The sequence below is a fragment of the Rhodoplanes sp. SY1 genome (genome assembly GCF_046000175.1).
In the GTDB taxonomy this organism is placed as follows: Bacteria; Pseudomonadota; Alphaproteobacteria; order Rhizobiales; family Xanthobacteraceae; genus Rhodoplanes.
Window position 1 is genome coordinate 1 of sequence record NZ_JBEOMB010000206.1, and the last position, 3,052, is coordinate 3,052.

2 protein-coding genes are annotated in these 3,052 nt (G+C 65.5%); both read left to right on the plus strand.

The genetic code is table 11. The features are described from left to right. Nucleotides 1–499: 499 nt before the first annotated feature. Nucleotides 500–1,891, plus strand: a complete 1,392-nt coding sequence (locus ABTU92_RS28340; protein WP_408094919.1) for a GntP family permease — start codon at nt 500–502, stop codon at nt 1,889–1,891. A 139-nt stretch (nt 1,892–2,030) separates the two neighbouring features. After that, nucleotides 2,031–2,813 carry a 3-hydroxybutyrate dehydrogenase gene (locus tag ABTU92_RS28345; protein WP_408094920.1) on the plus strand — a complete coding sequence of 261 codons (783 nt, stop codon included), beginning with the start codon at nt 2,031–2,033 and terminating at the stop codon, nt 2,811–2,813. The last annotated feature ends 239 nt before the right edge of the window (nt 2,814–3,052 follow it).

A 3,052-nucleotide genomic window follows, 5' to 3' on the forward strand; every position in this document is an offset into this window, starting at 1 on the left:
TTGGATCGGCTCTAAGACTGCACTCGATTCTCTTTCAAGAAGAACGTGTCGGACGCACCCGGAGGCGCGGCTCGGGTGGCGTCGTCGCGCGGCCGGATTGCGAGGACGATCGAACGATTGTCACAATAGAGAAAAATTGCCCTCAATGCGGGCGCTCGCGCAACGGTGTTTCTTTGTCCGCTATCAGACGAAGAGCGGCCGGTGCCGCACAACCTTGGTGCGGCGCGGCAATCGTTTGAAATAAAAAGCCAAGTCGTAGTGGCGCGTAATAGGCCTAATACCTAGCGGTCCGAGCCGTTTGACAAAAGTCAACGTCGCTGGACGGGGGCGCGCCTACAGGCGGGGTACGCGCCGCAAGCTCTGCCTCTTCTCGCCAATACAATAAAGAGCGCACGACGCTAAGTAAATCTGCCTGCCAATGACAGTCGAGGCGCCGTCCTGAAGTAGTAGAACCTCCACGAGCGCCAGAACGTCCCCAATACCTTGGGAGTGCCTGCCCATGAGTTTTCTGATCTGTCTCGCTGCGCTCGGCTTCCTGATGTTCGTCGCCTATCGGGGCTACAGCGTCATCCTGTTCGCGCCCATTGCAGCAATGGGTGCCGTGCTGCTCACCGACCCGGCCGCCGTCCCGCCGATCTTCACCGGTCTCTTCATGGAGCGCATGGTCGTCTTCGTGAAGCTGTACTTCCCGGTGTTCCTGCTCGGCGCCGTGTTCGGCAAGGTGATCGAGCTGTCCGGCTTCTCGCGCTCGATCGTCACCGCCGTGATCGGCCTGATCGGCCGCGAGCGCGCCATGGTGTCGATCGTCGCGGTGTGCTGCCTGCTCACCTATGGCGGCGTCTCGCTGTTCGTCGTGGTGTTCGCGGTCTATCCGTTCGCGGCCGAGATGTTCCGCCAGAGCGACATTCCGAAACGCCTGATCCCCGGCACCATCGCGCTCGGCGCCTTCACGGCGACCATGGATTCGTTCCCCGGCACGCCGCAAATCCAGAACATCATCCCGACCACCTTCTTCAAGACGACCACCTGGGCGGCGCCGATCCTCGGCACCTTCGGCGGCCTGTTCATTCTGGCGGTCGGCCTGCTCTATCTCGAATGGCGCCGCCGCGTCGCCCTCAAGGCGGGCGAAGGCTACGGCACCGGCCACATCAACGAGCCGGAGCCGATCAGCACCGACAAGCTGCCGAACCCGGTCCTCGCGATGACGCCCCTCGTCCTCGTGCTGGTGATGAACTTCATCTTCACCGACCTGATCAAGCGCTTCTATCCGGCCACCGTCGAGGTGTCGCTCATTCCGGGCGGCTCGAAGGTGATCCAGCAGACGTCGTCGGTCGCCGCCATCTGGGCCGTCGAAGGCGCCCTGATCCTCGGCATCGTGTTCGTCGTGATCTTCGGCTGGAAGGCGATCGCGTCGCGCTTCGCGGCCGGCAGCCAGCAGGCCGTCGCCGGCTCGCTGCTCGCCTCGCTCAACACCGCGTCGGAATACGGCTTCGGTGCCGTCATCGCCGCGCTGCCGGGCTTCATCTTCATCCGCGACGCCCTCACGGCGATCCCCAACCCGCTCGTCAACATCGCCATCTCGGTGACGGTGCTGGCCGGCATCACCGGCTCGGCCTCGGGCGGCATGTCGATCGCGCTCGCCGCGATGGCCGACCAGTTCGTCGCCATGGCGAACGCCGCCCACATCCCGCTGGAGGTGCTGCACCGGGTGGCCTCGATGGCGTCCGGCGGCATGGACACGCTGCCCCACAACGGCGCCGTGATCACGCTGCTCAACGTCACCGGCCTGACCCACCGACAGTCCTACAAGGACATCTTCGCCATCACGGTGATCAAGACGACCAGTGTGTTCGTGGTCATCGGGTTGTACTATCTGACCGGCCTCGTCTGAGCCCGGCACCGCCGGGCGGCTCCGGCCGCCCGGCCTTCGCTATCTCCGCTCCGGCCTCGTGGCGCCGCGTCGCGCGATGACCGGGACGGTCGCAGGCGGCCTCGCCGCCGTCGAGACATCAAGACCCGAGGAGAGTCTCATGTTGAAGGGTAAAGTCGCCGTCGTGACCGGCTCGACCAGCGGCATCGGCCTGGGCGTCGCCCGGGCACTCGCCGCCAAGGGCGCCGACATCATGCTCAACGGCTTCGGCGATCCCGCCGAGATCGAGAAGATCAAGACCGGCATCGCCAAGGAGTTCGGCGTCAAGACCGCCTACAGCGGCGCCGACCTCTCCAAGCCGGCCGAGACCAAGGGCCTGATCGAGAGCGCCACCAAGGAGCTCGGCAAGGTCGACATCCTGGTCAACAATGCCGGCATCCAGGTGGTGTCGCCCGTCCAGGACTTCCCGGACGACAAGTGGGAGCTCGTGCTGTCGATCAACCTGTCGGCCGCCTTCTACGCCATCAAGGCGGTGGTGCCGCAGATGAAGCAGCGCAACTGGGGCCGCATCATCAACATCGCCTCGGTGCACGGCCTCGTCGCCTCGGTCAACAAGGCAGCCTATGTGTCGGCCAAGCACGGCCTCGTCGGCCTCACCAAGGTGGTGGCGCTGGAGAACGCCGAGACCGGCATCACCTGCAATGCCATCTGCCCCGGCTGGGTGCTCACGCCTCTCGTGCAGAAGCAGATCGACGCCTGGGCCGAGCGCGAGAGCATCAGCAACGAGGAGGCGGGCCGCCGCCTGCTGACCGAGAAGCAGCCCTCCAAGCAGTTCGTCACCCCGGATCAGCTCGGCGAGCTCGCCGTGTTCATGTGCTCGGACGCCGCCTCGCAGCTGCGCGGCGCCGCCATCAACATGGACGGCGGCTGGTACGCCCAGTAAATCGCCCGGTTCTCCCCCGGAGATGCGGCCGACCGACGGCCGGGACCGAAAGGCCCCGGCCGTTTTTCTTTTTCGGGGGATGACGGGCGACGGTGGGAGCGCCGTCGCTCCGCTCGAACGGCATCCGCCTGGTTGCTTTGACGGTCATTCCGGGGCGGCGCGCAGCGCCGAACCCGGAATCCAACCCGGACTGCGGAGCTTCCCGCTGGATTCCGGGTTCGCAGCTTCGCTGCGCCCCG